The organism is Psychrobacillus sp. NPDC096623, assembly GCF_044762655.1.
Lineage (GTDB): Bacteria > Bacillota > Bacilli > Bacillales_A > Planococcaceae > Psychrobacillus.
Window position 1 is genome coordinate 218,473 of the sequence record NZ_JBIWER010000003.1, and the last position, 26,180, is coordinate 244,652.

The 26,180-nt window shown below is 37.2% G+C and carries 29 protein-coding genes and 1 other annotated feature; of the genes, 2 read left to right on the top strand and 27 right to left on the bottom strand.

What is annotated here, in order from left to right; genetic code table 11:
• Nucleotides 1-75: 75 nt before the first annotated feature.
• The 5 genes from ACIQX2_RS10590 to ACIQX2_RS10610 form a co-directional block, all read right to left on the bottom strand.
• Nucleotides 76-588, bottom strand: a complete 513-nt coding sequence (locus ACIQX2_RS10590) for an adenine phosphoribosyltransferase (RefSeq protein ID WP_402849761.1) — start codon at nt 586-588, stop codon at nt 76-78.
• Nucleotides 579-2,933, bottom strand: a complete 2,355-nt coding sequence (gene recJ, locus ACIQX2_RS10595) for a single-stranded-DNA-specific exonuclease RecJ (RefSeq protein WP_402849764.1) — start codon at nt 2,931-2,933, stop codon at nt 579-581. Before recJ ends, ACIQX2_RS10590 begins: the two co-directional genes overlap by 10 nt.
• A gap of 399 nt (nt 2,934-3,332) precedes the next feature.
• Nucleotides 3,333-3,683 carry a LapA family protein gene (locus ACIQX2_RS10600; protein ID WP_402849767.1) on the bottom strand — a complete coding sequence of 117 codons (351 nt, stop codon included), beginning with the start codon at nt 3,681-3,683 and terminating at the stop codon, nt 3,333-3,335.
• A gap of 85 nt (nt 3,684-3,768) precedes the next feature.
• On the bottom strand, nt 3,769-6,045 hold the full coding sequence (secDF, locus tag ACIQX2_RS10605; RefSeq protein WP_402849770.1) for a protein translocase subunit SecDF: 2,277 nt from the start codon (nt 6,043-6,045) through the stop codon (nt 3,769-3,771).
• A gap of 78 nt (nt 6,046-6,123) precedes the next feature.
• On the bottom strand, nt 6,124-6,438 hold the full coding sequence (locus ACIQX2_RS10610) for a post-transcriptional regulator (RefSeq protein WP_402849773.1): 315 nt from the start codon (nt 6,436-6,438) through the stop codon (nt 6,124-6,126).
• Between the two features lie 92 nt (nt 6,439-6,530).
• Between ACIQX2_RS10610 and ACIQX2_RS10615 the strand changes: the two genes are divergently transcribed.
• Nucleotides 6,531-8,057, top strand: coding sequence for a putative polysaccharide biosynthesis protein (locus ACIQX2_RS10615; protein WP_402849775.1), 1,527 nt, complete (start codon nt 6,531-6,533; stop codon nt 8,055-8,057).
• 7 nt (nt 8,058-8,064) lie between these two features.
• On the opposite strand, the gene ACIQX2_RS10620 is transcribed toward ACIQX2_RS10615, so the two are convergent.
• From ACIQX2_RS10620 to safA, 8 genes are all read right to left on the bottom strand, one after another.
• The gene (locus ACIQX2_RS10620; protein WP_402849778.1) at nt 8,065-8,706 is read right to left on the bottom strand and encodes a DUF421 domain-containing protein; all 642 of its coding nucleotides are present in this window, start codon (nt 8,704-8,706) and stop codon (nt 8,065-8,067) included.
• 239 nt (nt 8,707-8,945) lie between these two features.
• Nucleotides 8,946-9,212 carry a preprotein translocase subunit YajC gene (gene yajC / locus ACIQX2_RS10625; RefSeq protein ID WP_402849780.1) on the bottom strand — a complete coding sequence of 89 codons (267 nt, stop codon included), beginning with the start codon at nt 9,210-9,212 and terminating at the stop codon, nt 8,946-8,948.
• Between the two features lie 44 nt (nt 9,213-9,256).
• The gene (tgt, locus tag ACIQX2_RS10630; protein ID WP_402849783.1) at nt 9,257-10,396 is read right to left on the bottom strand and encodes a tRNA guanosine(34) transglycosylase Tgt; all 1,140 of its coding nucleotides are present in this window, start codon (nt 10,394-10,396) and stop codon (nt 9,257-9,259) included.
• Entirely contained in the window at nt 10,397-11,437 is a 1,041-nt protein-coding gene (queA, locus tag ACIQX2_RS10635; RefSeq protein WP_402849786.1) for a tRNA preQ1(34) S-adenosylmethionine ribosyltransferase-isomerase QueA, read from the bottom strand.
• 18 nt (nt 11,438-11,455) lie between these two features.
• The gene (gene ruvB / locus ACIQX2_RS10640) at nt 11,456-12,466 is read right to left on the bottom strand and encodes a Holliday junction branch migration DNA helicase RuvB (RefSeq protein ID WP_402849789.1); all 1,011 of its coding nucleotides are present in this window, start codon (nt 12,464-12,466) and stop codon (nt 11,456-11,458) included.
• Nucleotides 12,467-12,489: 23 nt separating this feature from the next.
• Entirely contained in the window at nt 12,490-13,110 is a 621-nt protein-coding gene (gene ruvA, locus ACIQX2_RS10645; protein ID WP_402849791.1) for a Holliday junction branch migration protein RuvA, read from the bottom strand.
• Between the two features lie 271 nt (nt 13,111-13,381).
• A complete protein-coding gene (locus ACIQX2_RS10650; RefSeq protein WP_402849794.1) occupies nt 13,382-14,230 on the bottom strand; it encodes a phosphotransferase in 849 nt (282 codons plus the stop codon).
• Between the two features lie 3 nt (nt 14,231-14,233).
• Nucleotides 14,234-15,049, bottom strand: a complete 816-nt coding sequence (safA, locus tag ACIQX2_RS10655) for a SafA/ExsA family spore coat assembly protein (protein ID WP_402849797.1) — start codon at nt 15,047-15,049, stop codon at nt 14,234-14,236.
• Between the two features lie 136 nt (nt 15,050-15,185).
• On the opposite strand from safA, the gene ACIQX2_RS10660 reads away from it, so the two are divergent.
• Nucleotides 15,186-15,716 (top strand): transcription repressor NadR, encoded by a 531-nt coding sequence (locus tag ACIQX2_RS10660; protein ID WP_402849800.1) that lies wholly within the window; start codon nt 15,186-15,188, stop codon nt 15,714-15,716.
• A gap of 201 nt (nt 15,717-15,917) precedes the next feature.
• On the opposite strand, the gene pheA is transcribed toward ACIQX2_RS10660, so the two are convergent.
• The 14 genes from pheA to ACIQX2_RS10730 form a co-directional block, all read right to left on the bottom strand.
• Complete coding sequence (gene pheA, locus ACIQX2_RS10665) at nt 15,918-16,796, bottom strand: prephenate dehydratase (protein ID WP_402849803.1); 879 nt, start codon at nt 16,794-16,796, stop codon at nt 15,918-15,920.
• A gap of 43 nt (nt 16,797-16,839) precedes the next feature.
• Complete coding sequence (locus tag ACIQX2_RS10670) at nt 16,840-17,295, bottom strand: ACT domain-containing protein (RefSeq protein ID WP_093060538.1); 456 nt, start codon at nt 17,293-17,295, stop codon at nt 16,840-16,842.
• 18 nt (nt 17,296-17,313) lie between these two features.
• Complete coding sequence (gene obgE, locus ACIQX2_RS10675) at nt 17,314-18,603, bottom strand: GTPase ObgE (protein ID WP_402849807.1); 1,290 nt, start codon at nt 18,601-18,603, stop codon at nt 17,314-17,316.
• Between the two features lie 5 nt (nt 18,604-18,608).
• A complete protein-coding gene (locus ACIQX2_RS10680; protein ID WP_402849810.1) occupies nt 18,609-19,142 on the bottom strand; it encodes a Spo0B domain-containing protein in 534 nt (177 codons plus the stop codon).
• 136 nt (nt 19,143-19,278) lie between these two features.
• Nucleotides 19,279-19,569 (bottom strand): 50S ribosomal protein L27, encoded by a 291-nt coding sequence (gene rpmA, locus ACIQX2_RS10685; protein WP_093060535.1) that lies wholly within the window; start codon nt 19,567-19,569, stop codon nt 19,279-19,281.
• Between the two features lie 12 nt (nt 19,570-19,581).
• Nucleotides 19,582-19,917, bottom strand: a complete 336-nt coding sequence (locus ACIQX2_RS10690; RefSeq protein WP_402849815.1) for a ribosomal-processing cysteine protease Prp — start codon at nt 19,915-19,917, stop codon at nt 19,582-19,584.
• Between the two features lies 1 nt (nt 19,918).
• Nucleotides 19,919-20,227, bottom strand: a complete 309-nt coding sequence (rplU, locus tag ACIQX2_RS10695; RefSeq protein ID WP_402849818.1) for a 50S ribosomal protein L21 — start codon at nt 20,225-20,227, stop codon at nt 19,919-19,921.
• Between the two features lie 12 nt (nt 20,228-20,239).
• Nucleotides 20,240-20,318, bottom strand: a sequence feature (ribosomal protein L21 leader region).
• Nucleotides 20,319-20,369: 51 nt separating this feature from the next.
• A complete protein-coding gene (locus tag ACIQX2_RS10700; RefSeq protein WP_402849821.1) occupies nt 20,370-20,966 on the bottom strand; it encodes a M50 family metallopeptidase in 597 nt (198 codons plus the stop codon).
• Nucleotides 20,959-21,504 carry a M23 family metallopeptidase gene (locus ACIQX2_RS10705; protein WP_402849824.1) on the bottom strand — a complete coding sequence of 182 codons (546 nt, stop codon included), beginning with the start codon at nt 21,502-21,504 and terminating at the stop codon, nt 20,959-20,961. The genes ACIQX2_RS10700 and ACIQX2_RS10705 overlap by 8 nt, the downstream gene beginning before the upstream one ends.
• A gap of 683 nt (nt 21,505-22,187) precedes the next feature.
• Nucleotides 22,188-22,988, bottom strand: a complete 801-nt coding sequence (gene minD / locus ACIQX2_RS10710) for a septum site-determining protein MinD (protein ID WP_402849827.1) — start codon at nt 22,986-22,988, stop codon at nt 22,188-22,190.
• A 1-nt stretch (nt 22,989) separates the two neighbouring features.
• Complete coding sequence (minC, locus tag ACIQX2_RS10715; RefSeq protein ID WP_402849830.1) at nt 22,990-23,661, bottom strand: septum site-determining protein MinC; 672 nt, start codon at nt 23,659-23,661, stop codon at nt 22,990-22,992.
• A gap of 35 nt (nt 23,662-23,696) precedes the next feature.
• Complete coding sequence (gene mreD, locus ACIQX2_RS10720) at nt 23,697-24,224, bottom strand: rod shape-determining protein MreD (protein ID WP_402849833.1); 528 nt, start codon at nt 24,222-24,224, stop codon at nt 23,697-23,699.
• Entirely contained in the window at nt 24,221-25,123 is a 903-nt protein-coding gene (gene mreC, locus ACIQX2_RS10725; RefSeq protein WP_402849836.1) for a rod shape-determining protein MreC, read from the bottom strand. Before mreC ends, mreD begins: the two co-directional genes overlap by 4 nt.
• Before the next feature lie 13 nt (nt 25,124-25,136).
• Complete coding sequence (locus ACIQX2_RS10730) at nt 25,137-26,156, bottom strand: rod shape-determining protein (RefSeq protein WP_402849838.1); 1,020 nt, start codon at nt 26,154-26,156, stop codon at nt 25,137-25,139.
• Nucleotides 26,157-26,180 lie beyond the last annotated feature (24 nt).

Consider the following 26,180-nt stretch of genomic DNA (forward strand, 5'->3'; position numbering starts at 1 on the left):
TATAAAAAAAAAGAGGGACTTGTAAAGTCCACCCTAAATAAGCTTGCTAACTGCAAACATTCAGCCCTATAGTGATTAATATTGCATCAACGTACAAATATCGTAGTTTTCTAATTTGTTACGTCCTTCTAAATACGTAAGTTCTATTAAGAATGCGCAACCCACAACTACTCCACCCAATTCTTCTACTAATCGTATTGTAGCATCTATTGTACCACCTGTCGCTAATAAATCATCAACGATTAACACACGTTGTCCTGGTTTAACTGCGTCTTTATGCATTGTTAATACATCTTTACCATACTCTAAACCATACTCAGCGCGAATTACCTCGCGAGGAAGTTTCCCCTCTTTACGAACCGGTGCAAAACCAACACCAAGCGCATAAGCAACTGGACATCCTGTGATAAATCCACGAGCTTCAGGTCCTACAATTACTTCAGCGTTAACTTTTTTTGCATATTCTACAATTTGGTCAGTTGCGTATTTATATGCATCTCCATTATCCATAATGGATGTAATATCCTTAAAACTAATGCCAGGTTTTGGCCAATCCTCAACTGTTGTTACATATTGCTTTAAATCCATATTTGCTCCTCCTCAGGAACGGTTTGTACTGCTTTTCGCTCTTCAAACCATTGTTTCAGCTCCACATATGGCGCGTATAATAATTTTTGTTCAAGTTCCATCTGTTTTTCTCGATGTTTGTATGAAGGCGCCTCAGATAAATCCTTTTTTGCAAGGTTATCATTGAGCATCAACATCCCATTGTCTATTCTAACAAAATTTAGTTCAAAAAACACCTTCGACATGAAATTAAATGTATTCTGACTCCAACCAGTATGTTTAGATAATTCGTGAATATGCTGTTTCAATGCAAATGTTTTTCTTTTAGCAAGGAAAGAAAAATACCATTTGAATTGATCTCTCGTAGGCAAGCCCTCAAAATAAGAGGATTCATTCGTATAGAAATGTGCATATATCCGTTTCCAAGAACGATATTGCAAAAGCTTAATAAGCGATTGCTCATTCTCTGGTAAGTCTAACAAAACAATATATTGTGCATGGATAGACTGCTCCAGCAATTCGCTCGCCAAATATAGTTTGCTGTCTATAGTAGAACTAAAATATCTAATTGTATCTTCATTAAAAGCGATATATACAGTATCCTCCATTGGAATAAGAGCTTTCCAGCGATTCACTTGGCGTATTCCTCTAATATCAAATAGTTGCCATTCATCGGTTTTTATATCCTGTATCATCAGCTGTGGTTTTTTGCGTCCATTCCATTCATTGAGCTGTAAATCACCAATAAACGATAATTTAGTCGTTGGAGCAATTTCATCCGCTAACTGCCCTTTGCCAAATCCAATCGCATCTAAAAGTACTACTCCCTGTTTCAATTCCATTTTCAAATGATTTTGAGCGGAGCCAATTTTACGGATGGATGAAACTTCTACATGTTCAATGCAATAAACTGGTTTTGCAAAGTCCATGCCGAATGGGGCTAGTCTTTTTAATGATTCAATGGATTCTGTAGATATTTCATCCATATCAAGTGGCACATCAATTGCTACAATCGGTATAAGTTGTTCCTCCGTCAAGCTTGTTTTAGCTTGTACATTTAACCTCGCACGAAACTCATTCACATTTTCTAAAGGTAACGTCATACCAGCAGCCATAGGATGTCCACCGAAATGGGGGATAATGTCTTGGTTTTTAGCAAGTTCATTATACATATGGAATCCTTCAATACTACGAGCAGATCCCTTTGCAATATTTTTTTCTTCATCGAATCCTAGTACGATTGCCGGTCTATAGAACTTTTCCACTAGCTTCGAAGCAACAATACCTAAAACCCCGGGATTCCAGCCGACTTTCCCTACTACAATAACACTTGGTCCTTCCTGAGGTGGAAATTGCTCTAATTGCTCCATTGCCTCATCCGTAATTTGCTTGACGATGGCTTGTCGTTCTTTATTTTTTTCATTGAGCATACTAGCTAAAGCAAGTGCGTGGTTTGGATTTTCTGTTAAAAACAAATCTACACCAGGAGCTGCTTCTCCTAACCGACCTACCGCATTAATACGAGGACCGAACATAAATCCAACGGTTTCTTCATCGATTGAACGAAGCTCAACCCCACTAACATTTGCCAGTGCTTCAATAGCTATTGAGTCTGATTGCTGCATTTGTTTTAAGCCTTGCTGGACTAAATAGCGATTTTCTCCTGTTAATGAAACAAGATCTGCTATTGTACCAATCGCAACTAGATAAAAGTAATCCTTTGGAATTTCGCCTAACAAAGCATGCGCCACTTTAAAAGCAACTCCTACCCCTGCTAAATGTGGAAAAGGATAGGTTGTATCTTTTAATCCAGGGTGAATTATAATATCAGCCATCGGCAAACTCTCACCAGGTTCATGATGGTCGGTCACAATGACGTCCAAACCTAATCCTTTAGCAAATTCAATTTGTTTTAAACCAGAAATACCATTATCAACTGTAATGATTAGATTTACGCCTTCGTCGAAGGCTTCTTGAAACAGACGTTCACTTGGACCGTAGCCGTCTACAAACCTATTTGGAATCTTATAAATGACATCAGCACCAAGTGATTCTAGTGTTTTGACTAAGATAGTTGTGCTTGTAATACCATCTGCATCATAATCGCCATACACCATTATTCGTTCTTCCGTATCCACTGCTTGATGCACACGAGCTACCAGTGCTTCCATACCTGGAAGTAAAAACGGACTATGTAGTTGTTCTTCTGTTACATGTAAAAAGGATTTTGCATCCTCTACACGCACAAATCCTCTAGATGCCAATACTTTCGCACAAACACTCGGGATGGAAAGTTCTTTTTCTAACATTTCTACTACTTCTATATTAGGCCTTGAAACTTGCCATTTTTTTTGAGATTGAATCATTTTATTCACTTCCTTGTAATCTATTATACCTTATCTGAAGTAGACACGTTGTGAAAAAGCAGTTTACTTTAGCATTACAAGATTTTCCAACTAGTAATAGTTGGTGAAAAGTTATTCCATAAAAGCATATTACAAAGTGACATGGGTACGGCTCGAGCTGAAATTCCGCAGGAACATATTAAGGATCAAAGGCTAAGAGCGCCACATCGTGGGGCAACACCTTCGTGACCAACATCCTGTTGGCCTGAGGAGATTGAAGCCGTGCCAGCGAAAAGCGTCCACCTGAAATGGAAATCATAGCATTATTCATTCTTACAAGTCCCATGACCCATTGTTCATGGGTTATTTTTATATACTTTCTTAAAAAAACCTTCTGACATAAGTCAAAAGGTTTTCCACTCAAATAGTTGAATTTTCATCTTTAACTGTTACTGGCTCTTCAAAGAATTCTACTGGTTTTTCTTTGTAAGCTACTACCTCATTTTGTAAAACACCAATGGTAGCATCTTTCTTTTCCATTTCTTTCTCCAAATGCCTCACTTTTCGAGATAATACAAACGAGCGATAAATTGCAACTGAACCACTAAGAAGCGCGCCTAATAGTGCAGAGCCCAAGATAACAAGAATAAGGGGCCATTGAGCAGTTCCAAAAACATAGTTGACTGGAACAGTATCTACGTTATAAATAGCAAATAAAGCGATAATAATAGCGAATAGCAAACCGAATAATAGTGACCATTGAAACTTCATATTGATCCTCCTTATCTTTTTATTATAGAAAAAAATGGAACAGAGTATATAAAAGTTATACCCTGCTCCATCTTACACTTAAACATTAAACGACCGGCTCATCAGAACCCCATTTTTTCTCTTCTTTTTTAACTTCGATACCGCCGGTTTTACGCAATTCTTTCACTTTTAAATCGAACCAAATTTGTGCTGCGATGAAAATCGAAGAATACGTTCCAGCTAATAGCCCAATTAGTAAAGCGATTGAGAAATTGCGGATTCCCTCTGCACCAAATATCAATAATGCTACTACTACTAAAATTACAGTAAGAACGGTATTAACCGAACGTCCAAGCGTTTGTCTTAGTGACTTATTGACAATCGTTGCCAGCTCTTCTTCAGAGGCAATCTTATCACTTCGCTGCAAGTTTTCTCGAATACGGTCAAAGGTTACAATCGTATCGTTTATTGAATAACCGACTATCGTTAATACAGCCGCTATAAACGTAATATCTACTTCTAGGCGAAGAATACTAAATATAGATACCATTAAGAATGCATCATGGAGTAGGGAAACGATTGATGCTACTCCCATTCTCCATTCGAAACGGAGAGCAACATAAATGATTATTCCAATAGCTGCAAACGCTAATGCTTTTAATGCATTTTTCACAAGTTCTTGTCCAACAGTAGGAGAGACCGTGCTCACTGCTGGTTCAGCCCCAAACTGTTCAGTCATTTCTATTTTTAATGTTTTAATCTCTTCCTGTGTAAAGTCATCTTTATATCGAACTACTGCACTGTCCCCATTTTCACCAGAAATTACAATATCATCTGAAGGCATGCCAATGCTTTCAATTTTCTCTGTAACAATTTCTTGGGTTAACGGTTGAGTAGATTCAATTTGAACACGTGTACCAGAAGAAAAGTCAATTCCAAGATTTAATTTGAATACACTTAAAACGATAATTCCTGCAATCGTCAACGTAATGGAAGCAATGTAGAAAATTTTACGACTATGAACAAAATCAAAGCGGTCAAATTTTGTTGTTAAGTCTAGTGTATCTACTTCTTCTTCTGGAGGGTGTATTTTTTTCTTAGGTATACCAAACCAACCAGGCTTATTATCGAAGTAACCACTATGAACTAGTAAACCTAGTAAAATACGTGAAGCCCATACAGCTGTAATGAAAATAACTAAAATACTAATGATTAACAGTGTAGCAAATCCTTTTACGGAACTTGTACCGAAGAAGAATAATACCACCGCTGCTAATAATGTTGTAATATTTGCATCGAAAATTGCAGTAAAGGATTCTTTTGCACCTGCATCAAATGCTTTCTTCACTGATTTACCAACACGTAATTCTTCTCTTACTCGCTCATAGGTTAGAATATTAGCGTCTACTGCCATACCTACCCCAAGAACAATTGCCGCAATTCCTGGCAGTGTTAATACACCATTAATCCAATCGAAAATAACTAAGATTAAGAAAATATAAACAACTAATGAAATAACTGCAATAATACCAGGCAGTCGATAATACCCAATCATGAAAATGAAAATTGCAGCGATACCTATAATACTAGCTAAAATAGTACTGTTTAATGCTTCTTCCCCAAATTGTGCACCTACTGAAGTAGAGTAGATTTCTTCTAATTCAACTGGAAGAGCACCAGCATTTAAAATTCCCGATAGATGTTTTGTTTCATCCACTGTAAATGCACCGGAAATTTCTACGCTATCTGAGCTGATACGCTGAGAAACTCGTGGAGCTGAAGTGAATTTTTGTTTCCCTTCAGGCTTCAAGACTTCCTCTTTATATGAATCCACGCCTTCTTCAAAGTCTAACCAAATAACTAGAACATTGTCTGGGGCTGGTTTTGCTGCAATTTCAGAAGTAATTTCAGCAAATTTGTTAGCATCTTTTAACTCTAAAGTTACTATTGGTTGTCCTTGTTGGTCAAACGCTGCTTTCGCTCCGCTTTCTTTTAAGTCCATGCCATCTAGCATTATATTATCATCGGAATCTCGGAATGTTAAGTTCGCTTGCGTCGATAATAACTCTCTGGCAGAGTTTTGATCGTCGACACCAGCAAGCTGTACACGAATTCGGTTGCCATCCTCAATTTGAATACTAGGCTCACTTACTCCTAATACGTCAATACGACTCGTAAGTGCTGAAGCTGTATCTGCTACAACATCTTCCGTTATTTCTTGTCCATCTTTTAATTCGTTTACTTGGTACAGTACCTCAAAACCACCTTGAAGATCTAATCCAAGCTTAATATTGTTTAATACACCTGTAACCGTGGGACTGATTGTACCTGCAAAAATAACGAGTAGCAATAAAAACGCCACTATGCGTCCTCTAGTTTTCATCTGTAGATTTCCTCCTCAAAAAAAAAGCAACAAGTTTATTATGAAACACGTTGCGCTCACTGTCAAATAGGTACGCACTTACTTTTCATCGAAACTAGGGTTTAATAACATTTGCAATTCATCTTGATTAATCTCAGAAAACCAATTAGATGTTCTCTGATTTTCAATTTGTTCAAACGTCATATATTCTGCGGGAGAAATAGTGAGTATATCATTAATGATTTGATATAAGGGCAAAGAAAGAATATCTTTTTTCTTCCACTTTTTAGTCACACAAAATTTCCAAATATCTTTCTCTGTAACCGTATCATATTGATAAACGACAAACTCATTTTTCTTACTTTCTAGAGCTGGTAGTACGTGCGTAAAAATATCTTCATAATTATTTTCCATAATGTCGCACCTCTTTTAAAGAATAATGTACTAAGCAATATGCATATTGTTATTGTATACGAAGTTCCTGTATTTGAGAAGGAAGTGTTTAATTGTCTACATTTTTAAAAGGGTCTATATTGCTAATGATTTCCATTTTTTTGTCTAAGTTTTTAGGATTTGTTTATCGTATGCAGTTTGTTCGGTTAACTGGTGAAGAAACAGTTGGCATTTATATGACTGCCTATCCAGCTTTTATATTTTTTCTTTCCTTGGTACAACTTGGTATTCCAATTGCAATGGCTAAAATCATAGCAGAATTACGCGCAAGGAATGCCATCACAGACTATTTCTCTGTTATGCGAACATCTGTCATCGTTACAGTTATATCCATCTTACTATTTACGCCACTATTTATCTTTGTAACGCCTTATATTTCGGGTAATCTATTAAAAAATGATGCTATTACAATGACATTATATGTATCAATCGCAATCGTCCCAATCGCAGCTGCCGGAGGAATATTGAAAGGATTTTTCCAAGGAATAGCCCGCTTAGAAGAAACAGCAGTTGCCCAACTAATGGAACAAATAGTACGCATTATTTTAATCAGTTTTTTATTACCTTTCTTTTTAACCGCCGCTACTCCACAAGAAGCTGCTGCTTATGCGATGGTTTTAGCACTAATTGCAGAACTAATTGCATTGCTCTATTTAAAATGGAAGTATGACAAATGGAAAATTAAACAAACGTATAGCAAAACGTCTAAACCTTACCCATTATCTCCACTTTTTGCGATTGCATTACCGTCTTCCGGAAGTCGTCTATTCGGCTCATTTACATGGTTTTTGGAACCAATTATTTTCATTAAAGCTTTAGCTATTACTGGTATTACTGCGGTTGCCGCCACAACACTTTACGGGGTTATTTCAGGAGTTTTAGTTCCTTTATTATTATTCCCTTCCTTTATCCCATACGCGCTTTCTATAGTCCTAATACCCGCAGTTAGTGATGCATTTGCACGGAAAAATTTTAAGCTTTTAAAAGAAAGAATCCATCTTTCCTTAAAATTCTCAACATTGACCGGCTGTTATGCAGCTACACTGTTTTACCTTCACGGCGGTGAGCTAGTAGAGGCGCTATTCCATGTTGATAATGCAACGGTATATATGAAAATCCTTTCACCTATTTTTTTCTTTTATTATATTCAAAGTCCTTTGTTCTCAATTTTGCAGGCTCTAAATAATTCAAAAGCTGCTTTTCTCAATTCCTTATATGGTGGAGTAGGAAAACTATTATTACTATTTTTCCTTGCTTCTCAAGTTACTATCCAAGAAAAAGGTGCAATCGTTGCGATTGGATTTGGAGTATTGATTACTTCATTCTTACATATCGCTTCTTTGAAAGAAAAAAAAGAAGCACAAATTGGCTTCTCCTTTTTTGTCATACCGTATGCAGTATTTTTGTTAACCATTATTTCAAGACCATTAATTATTTCCATTGGAAGTTACTCATTACTAACCGATTGTCTATTAACTATGCTGTATTTAACAATCGCTTTAGTACTTTTTAGACAGATTAAACGTAAAGAGTTAAGCGTCATTTTCAAGATTGCTAAAACCTCTAAAAACAGATTTTGATAAATTGTTACTTAGATGAAGTTTTAAGCTGAATATAGAGCTCTTCGTTTTCATAACTACAGTAAAATATTTTTTTATAACTCATGATCTGCTTTTGCTCTAATTCTTGTATTAACCATTTTTCGCTTTTACCTATATGTTCTAAATGTCTTTGCTGTATTTCTCCATCAATGATGAGAGGAAATATATATTGTTCTTCATCTTTTTTAAAAACAGATAAATTCCCAGATGGCTCCAAAAAAGCATAGGAAACTGACTGGATTGAACCAATCTGCTGCTCTCTTAATTGTTGAAGCAGGTCATCTAGGTTATATCGTTGTTTTCTCATCTCTTTTTCGACGATGATTCCATCTCTCATAAGTATAGAAGGCTCACCTTCCATCATATCACGAAACTTTTTGCTTTTTAATGAAAAATAGGATACGCTAATTTGAATAAGAGATAGTAAAATCATTGGAACAATTGCATGAAAAAACTTACTATGTGGATCATCTAAAGAGAATGCTGCAACCTCAGCTATTAGCAGGAAAACAACTAAGTCAAAAATACTTAGCTCGCCGACTTCTCTTTTCCCCATAAGACGAAGAATTAACAGTATAAACCAATACAAAACAAATGTCCGAATTATAATTATGAGTATGTCGTGCACATAATCACCTCATAATTACTTTGCCCAAAGAAAAAGAACTTACTCATAAAAATGAATAAGTTCTTTTTCTTATGTATTTAATATTAATATTAAATCTAGCATACTTAGCAGTTATGTAGTTGTCCCACCAATAATCAGTATGGTGCTTTAGGATTTTAAGTAAAAGCTTACTTTTACTTAAAATCCTTCCAGTACACAAGCTGTTGTCGTGACTATCCGACACATTTCGCTTTTCTTTATTACTTAGTTTCTGTTACTACTCTTCCCACTGCTACGCGCTCGAATTGTAAACGAGTACCATCTGCAACAGTAACGAAAATCGTTTGATCATCTACTGCATCTACCGTGGCGTGTAACCCACCAACTGTGATGATTTGGTCACCACGTTTAAGATTGCTTTGCATTTGTGCTGTTGTTTTTTGACGCTTCTGTGCTGGTCGAATGATGAAGAACCACATTACTGCGAACATAGCAATAATTGGCAACAAACCTACTAATGTATCCATGTATTTATTTCCCCCCTTTTATCTCTTTAACTAGTATACAAGAATCAGAAGTTTTTTGCATTTGGTTTGTTATACCCATATTCTTCAAAAAATTCTTCTTTAAAATCTAGCAGACGATCTTCACGTATTGCTTGTCTCACATTTTCCATTAATTTCATTAGGAAATGCAAGTTATGATAAGACGCTAGACGTAAACCAAATGTTTCATCCGCTTTAAATAAATGGCGAATATAAGCACGTGAATAATTTTTACATGTGTAACAATCGCATTTTTCATCGATAGGTCCGAAATCGCGAGCAAATTTAGCACTTTTAATAACTAGACGGCCTTGATGAGTAAAGAATGTACCATTACGTGCAATACGTGTTGGTAACACACAGTCAAACATATCAACACCGCGAATAGAACCATCGATTAATGAGTCAGGTGAACCAACTCCCATTAAATATCGAGGCTTGTTTTCAGGCATCATTGGTGTAGTAAAATCAAGTACACGATTCATCACATCTTTCGGTTCACCAACAGATAATCCTCCAATGGCATATCCCGGGAAATCTAGAGAAACTAAATCCTTTGCAGATTGACGGCGTAATTCCTCGTATTCTCCGCCTTGGATGATTCCAAATAGTCCTTGCTTATCCGTATTCTTGTGAGCAGTTAAACAACGCTCTGCCCAACGTGATGTACGTTCTACAGAGGCTTTCATATATTCAAAAGAGGCTGGATAAGGTGGACATTCATCAAATGCCATCATAATATCAGAACCTAAATCATTTTGAATTTCCATTGACTTTTCAGGACTTAGGAATAATTTATCCCCATTTAAATGATTACGAAAATGAACACCTTCCTCTTCAATTTTACGCATATCACTCAAACTAAATACTTGGAATCCCCCGGAATCTGTAAGAATTGCACGATCCCAGTTCATAAATTTATGAAGCCCGCCTGCTTCTCGAATAATTTCGTTTCCTGGACGAAGCCATAGATGATAAGTATTACTAAGAATAATACCGGCCTTCATCTCTTTGATTTCTTCTGGTGCCATTGTTTTTACTGTTGCTTGTGTTCCTACTGGCATAAATGTAGGTGTTTCAAATGATCCGTGAGGTGTATGTACTACACCTAATCGAGCACCTGTTTGCTTGTCTTTTTTTATAAGTTCATACGTAATTGCTGTCATTTAATAATTCCTTCCTTTTATAAACATGGCATCTCCAAAACTGAAAAACCGATACTTTAAGTCCACTGCTTCTTTATAGGCACGAAGTATAAATTCCCTAGAAGTAAGTGCACTAACAAGCATTACTAAAGTAGATTTAGGCAAGTGGAAATTCGTAATCATCCCATCTATACACTTGAATTCGTAACCTGGATAAATAAAGATCGAAGTCCAACCACTATCTGCTTGAAGGTGTCCATCAAATTTAGTTGCCACTGTTTCCAATGTTCTCGTGGATGTTGTTCCTACTGCAACAATCTTACCACCTGATGCTTTCACTTCGTTAATAACATCTGCTGTTTCCTGTGAAATTCGATAATATTCCGAATGCATCTCATGATCATCTATGGAATCTACACTAACAGGGCGAAAAGTTCCAAGTCCGACGTGTAATGTTACAAACGCTAACTTAACACCTTTTGAGCGAATGTCATCTAATAATGCATCGGTAAAATGTAATCCAGCTGTTGGCGCTGCTGCAGAACCCTGCTCTTTTGCATAAACCGTTTGATAGCGATCCTTGTTTTCCAGTTTTTCATGAATATAAGGGGGAAGTGGCATTTCACCTAATTGGTCTAATACTTCAAAAAACACACCCGTGTATTCAAAACGGAAAATTCGTCCGCCATGGTCTTTAATATCTGTACAAATAGCTTTCAACAATCCTTCACCAAATGTTATTTCAGTTCCTATTTTGACTCTTTTTGCAGGTTTCACAAGTGTTTCCCAATGATCTCCTTCAATTTGTGTCAATAAAAGAACTTCTACATTTGCTCCAGTTTCTTCTTTCATACCCATTAGACGAGCAGGCATTACCTTTGTATCGTTCAACACGAGGCAATCTCCTTCATTTAATTCGTCTAGTATTTCCTTAAAATGAGTATGCGTATACGACTGTTTTTCAAAATCAGCTATCAATAACTTGCTACTCGTTCTGTCCAAAAGTGGTGTTTGGGCAATTAGTTCTTCAGGTAATTCAAAATCAAAATCTTCTACTCTCATTTTTTAGGACATCCTTTATTATTCTTTTCTTTCCACCGGCAACGGAATTCCGAAATGTTCATACGCAAGTGGTGTAACAATTCTTCCTCTAGGAGAACGCTGGATAAAGCCAATCTGCAATAGATATGGTTCGTATACATCTTCAATCGTAGTAGATTCTTCTCCAATACTAGCTGCAATGGTGTCCAATCCTACCGGACCACCTCTAAATCTTTCAATCATCGACATAATTAGCTTGTGGTCAATATGATCTAATCCACGAGGATCTACTTGTAATAACTCCAATGCTTCTCTGGCAATATCAAGAGAAATATATCCATTCCCACGTACCTGTGCGTAGTCTCGCACTCTTTTTAGCAAACGGTTAGCAATTCGTGGAGTACCTCGAGATCTTCTAGCGATTTCTCCTGCCGATTCATGATCTATGGAGGCGTTAAATAGCTCTGCACTCCGAATCACTATGGACGTTAATGAATCTTCATCATAATAATCTAGACGTAACAGTACACCAAAGCGATCTCGCAGTGGTGCAGATAATGCTCCCGCTCTAGTAGTCGCACCGATTAACGTAAATGGTGGTAGGTCGAGACGAACACTTCTAGCAGCAGGTCCTTTTCCTACTACGATATCCAAGCAAAAGTCTTCCATAGCAGGGTAAAGCACTTCCTCTATAGATCGATTCAACCGATGAATTTCGTCTATAAATAATACATCTCCAGGCTCTAAAGAACTAACAATTGCAGCCAAATCACCAGGACGCTCGATTGCTGGACCGCTTGTCATACGAATTTGTACGTCCATTTCATTGGCTATTACAGCAGCAAGTGTTGTCTTTCCTAGTCCAGGAGGTCCGTATAAAAGACAATGGTCTAAGCTTTCACTTCTCATTTTAGCCGCTTCGATAAAAATTTCCAAATTATGTTTAATCTTATGTTGCCCAATATATTGCTGTAGAAACTGCGGACGAAGCGATTGCTCAAAAGGCTCGTCAAAATTGGAGATTTCACTTGAAATGACACGTTCATCCACACATAAAACCTCCTTTCTTTTGTTTATTTACCTGAAAATAATAACTGTAAAGCTTTTTTCATAAATTGATCGGTTGTTTGAAGTTCTGCTTCCGCTTTAAGTAGTGGTCGAATTTTAGCTAATTCTCGTTCCGAATAACCTAAAGCTGTTAATGCAAGCATCGCTTCTTCTAGTTCATGATCAGCTTCCCCGTTTTCAAATAAATTTGGTTCATCATCTTCAAATTCTAGCTGTTCGAAATCTATTAAATCATTTAACTTTCCTTTTAAATCTAATATCATTTGGCGTGCTGTTTTCTTTCCTACTCCAGGGAATTTCACCAAAAATGTTTCATCTTCTCTTTCAATTGCTTGAATGACGTGGGTTGGCTCTCCACTAGCTAATATAGCCAATGCACCCTTAGGACCAATCCCCGAAACTAAAATAAGTTTACGAAATAATTCTCTCTGTGCAAGGGTCGGAAATCCCATTAACTGCTGTGCATCCTCCCGTACATGAAAATGCGTAAATACTTGGACTATTTCCTCACTTTTTCTGAAAGCAAATGGATTTGGTGTAAAAAGTTGATAACCTATTCCCTGCTGCTCTACTACTACATATTCCGGTGTGACCCGAGTTACTTGTCCTTTTATGTAATCATACATCCTTTAAATCCCTCACAATTCATACTGTAATTATAGCATAAGAACAAAAGCGTAAGCCTATGTTACTCCTTGAAAATCGCTGGAAGAATTGTAATCATAGCGCTCTTTGCCTTTATCACAATTCTGAAGCGACTCTGGTGAGCTAGGCGCTGGAGTCTGGACGGGGAACACTTATACGTAGTTATCCACCTGCCATATATTTTATAAATTCCAAAGTCACAAACAAAGAAGGCCGCTCAAAGCTCGAGCGACCAACTCCTAAATTGAACGATTATAGTTTACTTAAAGTATAGCATAAACCGGGCCATTCTGTTAACGCTTTATTCGTATAGGGAATTAACTGTTCGATAAATTTCTGTTTCCGCTCTTTTGGTAAAGAGTAAGCATATAACCATTCGCGGTATAGCTCGTTTGGATACATCATCGCTTCCTTATAACGACGAACTACTTTTTCTAGCTGCGGAAATTCTTGGATTAGGGACAGTATATCATAGTCGATTTCTGGAAGCACCCGATGCATCCATAAGATATTCTCCATTTCTCTAGGACCGATCACAGCCAAATCAAAATCAATTATTTTATAATCAGAACTGTCCGACAAAAAGTTGTGATGAACAACATCTCCATGCAATAACGTGCGCTTTTCCATATTAAATGGCTTCATATTCCTTAATGCAACTTCTCCACAAAGTAGTAATAATTTTGTCTGATTACACCCAATATGTGACTCGATGAAAAAGGAGATCTCATCCATTTTCCATTTCCGATTCTGCCATTTAGCAAGAAGATTAAATGAATAAAGTAAATTACTATATTCCCAATCTACTATTTTATTTGTCTCATGAATTTGATTTAAAAGAGAGTAGACTGCCTTTCTGTCTTCTTTAAAACGATAGGAAACAGTGTGTGTTCCTTTATACCAAGGTTGAATGATAAAATCATCTGGTGATGACTCAATAATTGGAAGTATAAATGGTTTGTCGATGGATTCTAGCTCTTTATGAATTAGACGAATTTTTTCTGCCTGTTCAATGGTAGGATATTTTTTTACGGAAAATACGCCGTTTTCATTTTTCCATTTCCATACATTTTTCTTAATCTGCCGTATATACGTACTCACGTTTTAATAATGATGATAGGGATAGGGAGGGCATGGATATACAGGAACATAGCATATCTGTATACAAGGACATCCCCCGTAATCTGCTTGGTGATGCATGTATGGAAATTGCTGAAATGGTGGGCACGGATACATTGTCGGGAATGTAGGTGAAGCTTCTTCTGATATCGGGCTTGTTAGCTGTGGTGTTGGATGAATAGGCATTGGTTGGATAGGTGGCGGTGATGGTTCTGATACTGGCGTTTTCTCAACCTCTATATTATTGTTTTCAATATGGTTATGAATGTGAATAGACGTGGACTCCATCAATCTCCAGCCTTGTGGAGACGGGGTCATATCAATATCAGGGACAGGCATCATATGAAATGGGAATGTATAGGGTGCCTGTGGCTGTTGTGGTGGCTGTTGTGGTTGCTGTGGTTGTTGCGGTTGCTGTGGCATTTGTGGTAGTTGTGGTATTTGTGGCATTTGATACATAGGTGCCACTGGTTGCATAGGCTGTGGCATCGGCACTACAGGCACTGTTGGTGGTACTGGTGGTACTGGGCGCATCTTCGCTTTATTATGTTCCGAGATTTTCACTTCCTCCTTTTTCATTTCTTTTTTGACCATTTCTTTCTTTACTGGTCTATTATCACTGTATGGATGAGTCGTTGATTCCATTTTTTTCGAATTCGGAATAAAAATTTTCATACCAGGCACGATATATTCCGGATTAGCTAAATGGGCATTTACTTTCTTTAATTCTTCAAAAGAAACCCCGTAATTTCTGGCAATTTTCCACAGAGTGTCCCCTTTAACAACAACATGAGTTTGCACAGTCTTCCTCCTTCCTTCTTCTTTAAATTATGTGTAACACCTTAAATTGGTCACAGTTTTTAAACAAAGAACCACCCCTTCATGATAAACTTATGAATATGAACCAAGTTAATATGCAAGTTCGGAGGGGTTAATCGTGAAAAAGTTAAAAGGTGGGGAACGTAGGAAATGGATTTTTTCCTATTTAAAAGAACAACATGCTCCGGTTACTGGCACTGAGTTAGCAAAGCTCACTAATGTTAGCAGACAGGTGATTGTTAATGATATTACACTGTTAAAAGCAACGAATGCTCCAATTGTATCTACTAGCCAAGGCTATATTGTACTGCCAGATAAAGAAAGTACTCCATACGTTCAGCGACGAGTAGCATGCAATCATCAGTCAATTCATTCAGAGGATGAGCTCTTAGCTTTAGTGGATGCAGGTGTCACCGTGGAAAACGTTACCGTTGAACACCCAGTTTATGGAGAAATCACATCCTCTATCATGGTTTCCAATAGACACGATGTAGAAATGTTTTTAAAGAAAGTACGGGATACGGATGCTCCATTTTTATTAGAGCTTACTGCTGGAATTCATTTGCATTTATTGTCCGCGCCAACTGAAGAAATTTTAAATAGAGGTATTCATGCAATTAGAGCAAAAGGTTATTTGATGGAAGAATAACAACAGATTTTTGACCTAGAAAATAATTACATTCTGAAGATTTGTCTGCACTTTCCGGTAATTCTTGAGTTTATTCAGGTGATTCTCTTCTACATTCGGGTGTTTCTCAAAATTATTCAGGTAATTCCATAAAACTTTCCGGTGTTTCTTTACTACTTGGCATATTATTGCTCAAATAAAAAAAAACGAAGCGAAATCCAGTTATGAACGGATTGCTTCGTTTTTTGTTTCGTATGTATAATACGAGCCTAATGATTTTACACCACAGCCTAGTGCATTTAGCTCTTCAAGGGCACCAATCATCATTGGCTTCTTCTCGTGTTCTAGCACATCTATGATAAAGAAATATTGCCCTAATCCTGTTTTTAATGGTCTAGACTCAATTTTACTTAAATTGAGTTGTCTCCATGCAAATACAGATAATACCTGATGTAACGCTCCGGAGCGATCGTCTTTCGGTAAGGTGATCATCACCGTCGTTTTAACCTGTTCCGTATGCCCATCTTGCTCAATACAATGATTGTTTTTAGAAATCACAAAAAATCGAGTGTGATTAAAATGAAAATCATGTATATTTTGCTCCACAATTTTCAAGCCATATTCTGATGCAGCGGAAGTATTTCCAATTGCAGCGATACATGAATGTTCGTTTTCAGAAACGTATTTTGCTGCTGCTGCAGTAGAAGTTGACTGTTCTAATGGAACTTTTCCAAATCGATAAGATAAATATTTATGGCATTGTGCCAAAGCATGTGGATGCGAGTAGACTGTTGTTATTTCTTCCCATCTATCTGTATTATTTGGATGTACCATTAAATGTTGTTCTATTGGAGATAAAAGTTCCGCTATCACGTATACATCTGCTTCGTGGAACAAATAATCTATTGTTAAAGGAACTGTACCCTCTAGCGCATTTTCCAGCGGAACTACCGCCATATCCACATCTCCATTTACCACAGCTTCAATACATTCAGGTATCGTACGAATTGGCACTAATACCTCTTGCTGAAATAATGATTGCGTTGCTAAATGGGTAAAAGAAGCTTCTGGCCCTAGAAAAGCAACTTGTTTGGTTGTCATTTTAAAAGCCTCCTTCATTATCTAGCTAGCTAGAGCGATTTTCTTATAAAGCGCCAGAGCTAATTACTTCTGCAGTTTCTACAAAATCTAAACGCTTCATTTCATTTATAAATTCTTCTAATTCCTTATTCATAGCTGTTACATCAAGTGATAATGTGACACTAGCTCTTCCTTGAATCGGTATGGTTTGATGAATTGTCAATACATTACATGTAGAGTCTGCTACCAATTGCAATAGCCTAGCAAGCGTACCTTCTCGATCCTCTAATTGTAGGAAGACAGTTAAAATTCGTTCTTGAACGATCGAATGGAATGGAAAAACCGCATCACGATATTTATAAAAGGCACTTCGAGATAAGTCTACCTCTTTTACAGCATCCCAAATCGAAGATGCCTTCCCAGATTGAAGGAGGTGTTTTGCTTCCAGCGTTTTTTGCATTGCCTCCGTCAGTACATCCTCCCGTACTAAAAAAAATCTCTGGCTTGTTACATCCTTCACGCGGTTCCCTACTTTCCTTTATTCGATAAATTCAAATTCAAATTTCAATAATCGTACGGTATCTCCATCTTTAGCTCCACGTTCACGAAGAGCATCATCGATTCCCATTCCGCGTAGCTGTCTAGAGAATCTTCGGATAGAATCCTCTCTGCTGAAGTCCGTCATTTTAAATAATCTTTCCAGTGATCCACCAGAAAGTACGAACGCTCCATCATCATCTCTTGAAATAGTGAAGTCGTCTTGTTTAGCTTGATACTTGTACATAACAGACGTTTCTGTTTCTTCTTCCACAAGTTCCTCTAATGGGAATTCTGGGGCAACCTCAAGTAAGTCTGCTACAGCAAATAATAACTCCTGTAAGCCTTGACGAGAAATTGCTGAGATTGGAAATACTTTAATGTCCGATCCAACTTTTTCCTTAAATACTTTTAAATTTTCTTCTGAATCTGGCATGTCCATTTTATTGGCTACTACAATTTGAGGTCTTTCTGTTAAACGAAGATTATATTGCTTTAGTTCCTCATTAATTGTTAAATAGTCCTCGTAAGGATCGCGTCCTTCCATACCAGACATATCGATAACATGCACGATTACACGCGTACGTTCAATATGACGTAGGAACTGATGACCTAGCCCTACTCCTTCATGTGCACCCTCGATTAGTCCTGGTAAATCAGCCATCGCAAAGCTACGATGATCTTCTGTTTCTACCATTCCTAGGTTTGGTACGATCGTCGTAAAATGGTATGGTGCAATTTTGGGTTTAGCAGCTGATACAACCGATAACAGTGTGGATTTTCCGACACTTGGGAATCCAACTAAACCAACATCAGCTAATACTTTTAACTCAAGTTCCACGTTTAACTCGAAACCTGGCTCTCCTTTTTCGGAAAGCTCTGGAGCTGGATTTGCAGGTGTTGCGAAACGAGAGTTCCCTCTACCACCACGCCCACCTCTTGCAATTACTGCTTTTTGACCATGCTCTACTAAATCGGCAATTACTTCGCCTGTTTCTTCATTTTTAACTACAGTACCGGGCGGAACTTTAATGATCAAATCATCGGCATTGGCACCATGCATATTCTTACTGCCACCATGGACTCCTCTATCAGCTTTAAAAATTCGCTTATAGCGGAAATCCATTAACGTACGAAGACCTTCTTCTACTTGGAAGATAACGTCGCCACCATTTCCTCCGTCCCCACCAGCAGGACCTCCTAAAGGAACATACTTCTCACGACGGAATCCAACCATTCCATCTCCGCCGTCGCCACCCTTGACATATACTTTCACGTGATCTACAAACATTTACTTCACTCCAATCTTCCACTTGCTATTAGTTTTACTTTTATCGAATTGTTGGTTGCTTCTAATATTTGCAGCTGAAATAATTCTCCTACACATTCATCCTGCCACTTATTAGTAGACCAATCTCCACGAATATCTATTAGTATTTCCAAAAATTCGTCTGAAATGATATGAAGTTTCAGTATCTGCTCTTGATATCCTCTAAAATTTGGGTATATTGCTTGCACGAATCTATTTAGATAATCTATTAATGCTTCATCGTACTTATCTGCTTTTCTATTTAGAAGAGATGTTTGAACATCTAAAGTTAATTGATTATATTTTATACTAAATGTTTGAAGCCATTCATTTGTTTTATATAGACCAATATTATTTATATCAAAAAATTGGTTGCATTTTTGGGAATATTTTTGTATTAAAGCCCTAACTTCCTCAGGCTTTCCCATATCTAAGTTCATCTGTAATAGATGCATGTTATTTAAAAAATCATGCATTGTATGACGAAGTACTTCATTTAAAGTAATCTTGTTATAATCCATTTTAGACTCACCCCAACATTTACTATCTTATCTAGTATAACAGGAATAGTTCTTTTATGCTTTTAGAGTATACAATACTTTAATGAAATTTTTGAAATCAAAAAGGACTGCATAAATGCAGTCCTTTTATTATTCATTAAGCTTCTTGAGCTGCAGGATATACACTTACTTTTTTCTTGTCACGGCCGAAACGCTCAAAGCGCACTACACCGTCAACTTTCGCAAAAAGTGTGTCATCTCCACCACGTCCAACGTTTTCACCTGGATGAATTTTAGTCCCGCGTTGACGGTATAAAATTGATCCACCTGATACGAATTGTCCGTCAGCACGTTTAGCGCCTAGACGTTTCGATTGAGAGTCACGACCGTTACGAGTCGAACCTACTCCCTTTTTGGATGCGAAAAACTGAAGATTTAATTTTAACATATGTTCCACCTCCTACTTTTTGAAGGTTATTTTTATATACTTGGCATAATCTTGCTCAATCGTTTGTAAAGAAACAATCATCGCCTCTAAAATAAGCTGTATTTGATCAGCCTTTTCTAGATTTGAAATGCTCGGTACCTCGACGTATAAATAGCCGCCATCCCCTTTTTGCGCAATTATGGGTGTGATTCCGGTGAGTGCAATCACTGCATTTACTGCACCAAAGGATACAGCAGACGCTCCTGCACATACTAAATCTTTCCCATGTTCTGCAAAATCAGCATGTCCTTTCATCTCGAAAGAATGAATGTGACCTGATTGATCTTTTGTAATAGTCACTTTGATCATCTTATAAACTAATAGATTCTACTACTAATTTAGTGTATGGCTGTCTGTGACCTTGTTTTTTGTGATAGTTCTTTTTCGCTTTGTATTTGAAGACAGTAATTTTTTTAGCTTTGCCATTTTTTACAACTTTCGCTGTAACAGTAGCACCACTCACGAATGGAGCGCCAACTTTAACTTCTTCTCCACCTACGAATAAAACTTTTTCAAAAGTTACAACTTCATCAGCATTTGCATCTAATTTTTCAATGTAGATTTCTTGCCCTTGTTCAACTTTGATTTGTTTACCACCAGTTTCAATAATTGCGTACATACTTGCACCTCCTCTTAGACTAAGACTCGCCTTCCAAAAGGTGATTCGAATTGCGAATACTTGAACCTTTTCAGAGCGGTTGTAGCAACGGGTGCTGCTACAAACAATAACATTAAAATATTATCACACATAATATTCCGAGTCAAGCGCTTTTCGTTACCCAATCAAACGCAAGCTTGTACTTTCGAAATCTCCAGTAAGATAAGTTTTGAAATGCCAGAAATAAAAAAATAAGCGAAATAGGCAAGCCTTCAGGAAAATAAAAACAGCTTATTATAAAAATAAGCACACAAACACTTCCAGAATAGCCGATCAGCCCCTCATATCTCCCTGGAAAGATAGAATGTAAAATCCGTCCCCCATCTAAAGGGAAGATTGGCAATAGATTTAAGCTTAAAATTAGAAACTGAATCATGATAAATATATTCGCCTGAGGAAAATCTACGAACACACCAAAAAGAAGCAAAAGAATCGTGCAAAATGGCCCACCTAAGATCACACACACCTGCATCGATTTTGAAAGTCTAGAAAATTGCTCCATCTTAATCTCGCCACCATACGGTAAAATTGTGCAGGATTGAATTTTTGCCCCCATACAGATTGCAACGATTAGATGCCCAAGCTCATGAGCCAATAAGGAGCCAAATACAAGTGCATACATTGCTATTTCACCGGATAAATAAAAGAAAAGAAAAAAAGGAATCATAATAGGATGGACTCGAAATACCTGTTTACTCATAGGTTACGGCAAGCCACTCGATAAGCTCATCCGTTCCCAACAACTCTCCTTCTCTTTCCACCTGCACATAAAGAAGTTCATTTGCTACTGTACCAAATATATCACCCGCATTTATAGTCGTATAGGGTAATTGACGAAACTCATCTACAAAACCATAAGTAGCAGTTTCTCCCGTATCATATAAAATAGACAATGTTTTACCAGTTTTCTTTCGATAACCTGTATAAATAATTAGTCCATCCTCGGAAGCATACAGTTCTTGAGATTTCTCAATGGACAAAATTGCTCCATCTTCCAAAGGCTGAATCGATTTATATTCGATTAATGGAGGATTCGAAACTGGTGCACTCACACTGATTACATCATCAGAACGATTAATCCAAGCAACAACCTGTTTATATATTTCTGCTGGTTTTTGCGGCTCTAATAGAGTGGTAGCATAATTGGTGGATAGCGTATCATTTCCTTCTAGCTTTGCTAATAAAATAAATGAAAATACAAATATAAATGAAAGAACCCATTTTCTTTTTGAAAGCATAACATTCCCCCTAAAAAGAATATATGAGGGTCGATGTTATTTAATGAATACGTCTTTGTTTTTTAATGAGATTTTAAATCTAAAAAATCGGGCAAAAAGACACAAGATCTTTTAAATACAAAATCTAGATAGGCCATTGATTTCCGCTTCAGTCGGACGCTTTCCGTGGGCACGGCTCGAGCCTATAGTCTCTCCCTCGTGCTTTCCCACAGGAGTCGCCGACCTGCGCTCCAATCAACAATAACCTCTACTTTATAAGAAAAATCACATACAATATCGCAATCAATAAAAGTCTTCCTTTTGCATCTATTAATGGACTACATTCCTAATTAATAATGATTACCATAATTTTAATGGATTTGATTGTTTACTAAAAATTGCCCAATCCCTTTATGTTAAGGATAAGCTATGTCAATCTCTCCGTGTAATATTTCACATTCATTGATTGCAGTGTAGGGTGGCGACTTCTGCGGGATGAGTGAGACAGATGAGGTATCACAGCGGCGCGAAAGCGACGGTGATAGCTCATCGCTCACCTCGCGAAATGCATCCACTTGAAGCGGAAATCATAGGATTATTCACTCTAACAAGTCCCTTGAAATTAATGTTTAGGTAATATATTTACATGCTTTCATAGTAAAAAAGCACCGACTGCCTTAAATATCGGCAGTCGGTGCTTTGTATTATTTAGAAAAAATAGATTTGATTTTAGAAAAAACACCAGTTTTAGGAGTATCCATAGACATTAACGGTACCGATTCTCCTAAGATACGACGAGCGATATTTCGGTAGCCAAGTGCAGCTCTATTAGCAGGATTCATGACGACAGGCTCACCTTTGTTTGAAGAAGTAATAACACTCTCATCATCCGCTATAATTCCTAACAAATCAATTGACAAATGAGTAGTAATCTCATTAATATCTAGCGCATCACCTGTATTCATCAAATGCTGACGAATCCGATTAATGATTAGCTTAGGTGGATCAATAGTTTCTTCCTGTTCCAATAACCCAATAATTCGGTCGGCATCACGTACAGCAGAAATTTCTGGTGTCGTGACAACAATTGCTTTATCTGCTCCAGCAATTGCATTTTTATAGCCCTGTTCAATTCCAGCAGGACAATCAATCAAAACATAATCATATTCACGTTTTAACTCTAAAACAAGTTCCTTCATTTGCTCTGGATTTACAGCGTTTTTATCCACAGTTTGTGCTGCTGGAAGTAAGTAAAGTTTATCCTCAAAGCGTTTATCTTTAACTAACGCTTGATGAACTTTACAGCGACCTTCTATAACGTCTACTAAATCGTAGATAATTCTGTTTTCAAGACCAAGAACCACGTCCAAGTTACGTAGTCCAATATCCGTATCCATTAAACAAACTTTCTTCCCTTGCAGGGCCAATGCAGTTCCAAGGTTAGCTGTTGTTGTCGTTTTACCGACCCCACCTTTACCTGAAGTTATAACGATTGCTTCTCCCACATTAGCTTCCTCCTTTAAATGTCGATAAATTAGGTCTTAACAGACGTAGATCCTGTAAACGATCAATAGCGATTGAACCATTTGTATGTAAATAAGCACATTCCATTTCGGGTTGCTCTGAGAGAACTGTCAGCTCATCCGTCATCGTTTCTACTACACTATCAATGATAAGATGCGTTGCCTCGAGCCAGGAAGCCGCAATAACCGCATCCCTGTTTCCAGTTGACCCCGCATGAGCAATTCCTTTTAAACGACCGAGAACGAAAATATTTCCACCGGCAACGACTCTTCCATTTGGATTCACATCACCGACAACTACTAAGTCTCCCAAAGCAGTAATGACTTGTCCTGATCGAACGATCCCGACGTAAGTCTCTGACTGGTTTTCTAGTAATCTTCTATTACAATCTTCCACTGTCATAACATCACTTTGAATTTTAGTGACACGAAGATGTTCCGTTTGTTGGACACAAGCAATAATCTCTTTTGTTTGTTCATCGTTACAATAACGATAACCTAAATGTAAAAGCACTTCCGCTTGACCTTCAAACCCTTCATCAGAAACCTTTTTTGCTAATTCATCTAAAAGCTCTGCATATGAACACTGATCGTCTAGGCGTAATACAAGGCCCTCTTTCGTTCCTTTTATAAATATTAACTGCTTTTTTGTCAATCAAGTCACCTCAGATCTACGGTAAAATCATTAAGCTATTTTTGAAGCAGTAAAGCTCTTTGATTAAATCGATTTAGAAGAATATATTTAAATGCCCATCCGAACATCAATAAAAATACAGCATTTGCAATCATTGTAGGAATGAGATTGTGTTGAAAAAAATAAGTAAATGTCATCGTTTTAATACCGATGAACGTATAAAACAAGAATAATAATAACTCTACAGTTGCTACAAGGAGCAAAGTAAGAATAGTAGAAACGATTAAATGCTGATGAATATATCTAACCGTATAACTCGCAACTAAACACATTAAAGGATAAATAAAAGAATATAATCCAATAATATCAATGAAAAAGACATCATACAAGAGCCCAAAAAACAAACCGTAAAGCATCGCACGTTTTCGGTCATAATAAATAGCAACAAAAATCAAATAAATGATAAGAAAACGTGGAACCAATACATAAAAATCTTTATTGAGTTCAATAGGCGAAAAAAGACCAAAAATCGGTTCTAAGTAGAATAATAGAACCGAAATAGCAATTACTAGAATACGAATCATGAGCCGTCTCCTTCACTTTCTTTTAGATCAGCCTCTGTATTTTCTCCATCTGTACCATCTACCGAGGTAATTGTACGTTTAGAAATAATTACATGATCTAAAATAGAGAAACTAGCTGCAGGTTTCACATACGCTAATTTAGTTAAGCCATAATCATCCGTTGTGACTTCTGTAACTTCTCCGATCAGGATACCTTTTGGAAATATTCCACCTAAACCAGAAGTTGTTACTTTTTGACCAACTTTCACTTCATATTCTGAATCGATTCTTTTTAATATTAATTCTTTACGCTTGTTGTCATATCCTTCAATTAGTCCAAAAACTTCTTTACCTTCTGCAATAACTGCAGAAACTCGATAGTTTGGATTTTGTGTAGATAAAAGTTCCACAGTAGACGTATAAGGTGTGGTCAAAGTAACTTTACCAATTAACCCTTGAGCAGTCATCACTGCCATATTTACTTCAATACCGTGTATCTCGCCTTTATCTATTATTATCTTTTCTTCCCATTGGTCGGGGTTTCTAGCTATTACTGTCGACTGGATTGGATTGTAGTCACGCAAATCCTCTTCTTTTTCGACAATTTTACGCAGCTCATCATTTTCAAGACGTAGATCATTTACAGAAGCTTGAAGTGTTACATAATCTTCTAATCTTACTTTTAATCTTTTATTTTCATCATATGTATTAAGTAAAGATTCTACATTATCAAAAACACCCGTAATATATTGGGTCGGCTTGGAAAACATAGATTGTCCAAAACCGACCACATCTTTTATCAACTGTTCAGGTAATGATGCATGATTTCGATCTCGCAAAGAAAAGCTAATGAGCGCCACAAGAAAAATCATCCCTACAAGCAGCAATATTAATCGCTTATTCGAAAAAAATTGTGGCATATCACACTTCTCCTTAGTGTTTTGTTTGTTGACGTTTTAATACATTCATATGATCTAAAGCTTTACCTGTACCAATAGCAACACAATCTAGAGGATCCTCTGCAATAAATACAGGCATATTTGTTTGATCACTAATAACTTTGTCTAAGTTTTTAAGTAGCGCACCACCGCCAGTTAACATTATACCGCGTTCCATAACGTCTGCTGATAATTCAGGAGGAGTTTGCTCTAATGTCTTTTTCACCCCATCTATAATAGAGGAGATCGACTCACGTAACGCATTTGAAATTTCTGTAGACGTAATTTCAATTGTTTTTGGCAATCCCGTCACTAAATCACGACCGCGAATATCCATTTTTTCTTCATTTTCAGTTACTCTAGCAGAGCCAATTTCAATTTTAATCGCTTCTGCCGTACGTTCACCAATTGTTAAATTATATGTTTTACGGATATATGCAGTAATTGCATGGTCCATCGAATCTCCTGCAACACGAACGGATTCACTAGTTACAATTCCACCCAATGAGATAACAGCAACTTCTGTAGTACCTCCACCTATATCAACGACCATACTTCCAGTAGGTTCCCATACAGGTAAATTTGCACCAATTGCTGCTGCAAATGGCTCTTCAATTGTAAGGGCTTCACGTGCGCCAGCTTGTTTAGCAGCATCAATTACTGCACGTTGCTCCACAGAAGTAATACCAAATGGCACACAAATCATAACATTTGGCTTGCTCCAGGACATTCCAGATGCCTTCATTGCATTTTTTAAATAATATTCAATCATTGCAGAAGTTATATCAAAGTCAGCGATAACGCCATCCTTCATCGGACGAATCGCCACTATTGAACCGGGTGTGCGACCAATCATATTTTTTGCATCGTTTCCTACCGCTACAATCGCACCATTTTGTACATTTTTCGCTACAACAGATGGCTCTCTAAGTACAATCCCTTTTCCTTTTATGAATACGAGCGTATTTGCCGTTCCTAAATCTATACCCAAATCTCTTGATCCAAATCCAAACACTATTATTTACTCCCTTTCTATCTC

What these genes read in the sequence shown, in the direction of transcription:
- ACIQX2_RS10610 (WP_402849773.1), bottom strand. Translation starts at nt 6,438, where the DNA reads ATGGAAAATAATTATGAAGATATTTTTACGCACGTACTACCAGCTCTA.
- secDF (WP_402849770.1), bottom strand. Translation starts at nt 6,045, where the DNA reads ATGAAAACTAGAGGACGCATAGTGGCGTTTTTATTGCTACTCGTTATT.
- yajC (WP_402849780.1), bottom strand. Translation starts at nt 9,212, where the DNA reads ATGGATACATTAGTAGGTTTGTTGCCAATTATTGCTATGTTCGCAGTA.
- tgt (WP_402849783.1), bottom strand. Translation starts at nt 10,396, where the DNA reads ATGACAGCAATTACGTATGAACTTATAAAAAAAGACAAGCAAACAGGT.
- ruvA (WP_402849791.1), bottom strand. Translation starts at nt 13,110, where the DNA reads ATGTATGATTACATAAAAGGACAAGTAACTCGGGTCACACCGGAATAT.
- recJ (WP_402849764.1), bottom strand. Translation starts at nt 2,933, where the DNA reads ATGATTCAATCTCAAAAAAAATGGCAAGTTTCAAGGCCTAATATAGAA.
- queA (WP_402849786.1), bottom strand. Translation starts at nt 11,437, where the DNA reads ATGAGAGTAGAAGATTTTGATTTTGAATTACCTGAAGAACTAATTGCC.
- ACIQX2_RS10690 (WP_402849815.1), bottom strand. Translation starts at nt 19,917, where the DNA reads ATGATCAAAGTGACTATTACAAAAGATCAATCAGGTCACATTCATTCT.
- ACIQX2_RS10700 (WP_402849821.1), bottom strand. Translation starts at nt 20,966, where the DNA reads ATGAGTAAACAGGTATTTCGAGTCCATCCTATTATGATTCCTTTTTTT.
- ACIQX2_RS10590 (WP_402849761.1), bottom strand. Translation starts at nt 588, where the DNA reads ATGGATTTAAAGCAATATGTAACAACAGTTGAGGATTGGCCAAAACCT.
- ACIQX2_RS10600 (WP_402849767.1), bottom strand. Translation starts at nt 3,683, where the DNA reads ATGAAGTTTCAATGGTCACTATTATTCGGTTTGCTATTCGCTATTATT.
- rplU (WP_402849818.1), bottom strand. Translation starts at nt 20,227, where the DNA reads ATGTACGCAATTATTGAAACTGGTGGTAAACAAATCAAAGTTGAACAA.
- rpmA (WP_093060535.1), bottom strand. Translation starts at nt 19,569, where the DNA reads ATGTTAAAATTAAATCTTCAGTTTTTCGCATCCAAAAAGGGAGTAGGT.
- mreC (WP_402849836.1), bottom strand. Translation starts at nt 25,123, where the DNA reads ATGCCACAATTTTTTTCGAATAAGCGATTAATATTGCTGCTTGTAGGG.
- ACIQX2_RS10705 (WP_402849824.1), bottom strand. Translation starts at nt 21,504, where the DNA reads ATGCTTTCAAAAAGAAAATGGGTTCTTTCATTTATATTTGTATTTTCA.
- pheA (WP_402849803.1), bottom strand. Translation starts at nt 16,796, where the DNA reads ATGACAACCAAACAAGTTGCTTTTCTAGGGCCAGAAGCTTCTTTTACC.
- mreD (WP_402849833.1), bottom strand. Translation starts at nt 24,224, where the DNA reads ATGATTCGTATTCTAGTAATTGCTATTTCGGTTCTATTATTCTACTTA.
- ACIQX2_RS10680 (WP_402849810.1), bottom strand. Translation starts at nt 19,142, where the DNA reads ATGGATTATAACAAGATTACTTTAAATGAAGTACTTCGTCATACAATG.
- obgE (WP_402849807.1), bottom strand. Translation starts at nt 18,603, where the DNA reads ATGTTTGTAGATCACGTGAAAGTATATGTCAAGGGTGGCGACGGCGGA.